The sequence below is a fragment of the Vibrio sp. 10N.261.55.A10 genome, assembly GCF_041470825.1.
GTDB lineage: Bacteria > Pseudomonadota > Gammaproteobacteria > Enterobacterales > Vibrionaceae > Vibrio > Vibrio crassostreae_C.
In genome coordinates this window covers 1-1,334 of sequence record NZ_JBFRNC010000102.1, presented here as the reverse complement: position 1 = coordinate 1,334, position 1,334 = coordinate 1, and the positions used below count along the sequence as shown (strand labels likewise).

Annotated in this window: 1 protein-coding gene; it reads left to right on the top strand. The window is 43.0% G+C overall.

Annotated elements, in window-relative coordinates:
* Positions 1-71: 71 nt before the first annotated feature.
* Complete coding sequence (locus AB4274_RS21740) at positions 72-1,103, top strand: IS110 family transposase (protein ID WP_102398621.1); 1,032 nt, start codon at positions 72-74, stop codon at positions 1,101-1,103.
* The last annotated feature ends 231 nt before the right edge of the window (positions 1,104-1,334 follow it).

The following is a 1,334-nucleotide window of genomic DNA, read 5'->3' as shown; positions in this document are numbered from 1 at the left end:
TGATGTATGGAATCCACTCCCTCCTTAGCAATCTAGACTTAGGAGTGTGAGAAAAAACCGAGGGTTCCAATATGTTGACTAAAAATGTTATCGCTATCGACTTAGCAAAAAATGTTCTTCAAGCCTGCCATATCAGCATTCATGGTGAGCTAATGTCCAATAAACCTCTGAGTCGCCAGAAGATGAAAGAGTTCTTGGCAAAGGCTAAGCCTTCGATTGTCGCCATGGAAGGTTGTTGCGGTTGCCATTACTGGGGGCAATTAGCAGAAAAACTTGGGCATGAAGTCCGAATCATTAACCCTAAGAAGGTGAAAGGATACCTAGAAGGTCATAAAACGGATCATAATGATGCTCTCGCCATCGCTAACGCCGCTATACAAATTGGTATCAAGTACAGTCGTCCAAAGTCATTGGAACAACAAGCTATGCATTCTTTAGAAACTAGCCGTAGATTCTTATCTCGTAGTGTTGTTTCCCTAGCTCTTCACATTAGAGGGACAATTTTGGGCTACGGGATAGCAAACCCTAGAGGTGAAAAAGGCTTAAAAGCGTCGGTTCAAACCGTGCTTGATGGCGATACACCAATACCCTCCAATGTCGTATCCGTTCTGTCGATGCTTTGGGAGCAATATAAAGAACTTAAAGCAAAACTCATCGCATTCGAAAAAGAGAAAAATGCTTTAACCCGTCAGATAGAGCCGTGCCAACGATTAATGGGCATTGAAGGGGTTGGTGAAACAACTGCTGCGATGCTCTATACAACTCTTGGTGATGGAAAGCAGTTCAAGAATGGAAGACAAGCTTCAGCATTTGTTGGTCTTACACCTAAACAGCACAGTTCAGGAGGCAAAGTTTTTATGATTGGGATCGATAAATGCGGTGGTGTGAAGGAGCTACGCTCGCTTCTTTATCTTGGCGCAATGTCATACGTTGGGCGACTACCCGAAAAACCGAAGACTCAGAAGGACGCTTGGTTGAGGAGCATCATAGATCGTATCGGCTTCAAGAAGGCCTGCATTGCACTGGCTAACAAAGTGGTACGTACTGCGTGGGCAATGCTTCGGTATGAGACTGAATATAAACCAGTATTACTCACTCATTAATCACTACCAAATTTTTAAATTTTACAAAATGATGATGCATAAAAGGTAAGACCAACCTACTGAGAACCTGGCCATTCTGTCATGCTGTAAAAAGCTGCTAGCGCGATAAGGACAGTAGGTGCGCAAAACATCAAAGGCTAGAGGGTAGCTCCTTCAATAAGAAGCCGAATATACGACCGAATCTTAACTTTTATTGCCAAAATCACTTTGTAAATACGTGGATTCCATATA

Coding starts and splice junctions, on each gene's coding strand:
- AB4274_RS21740 (WP_102398621.1), top strand. CDS start 72: ATGTTGACTAAAAATGTTATCGCTATCGACTTAGCAAAAAATGTTCTT.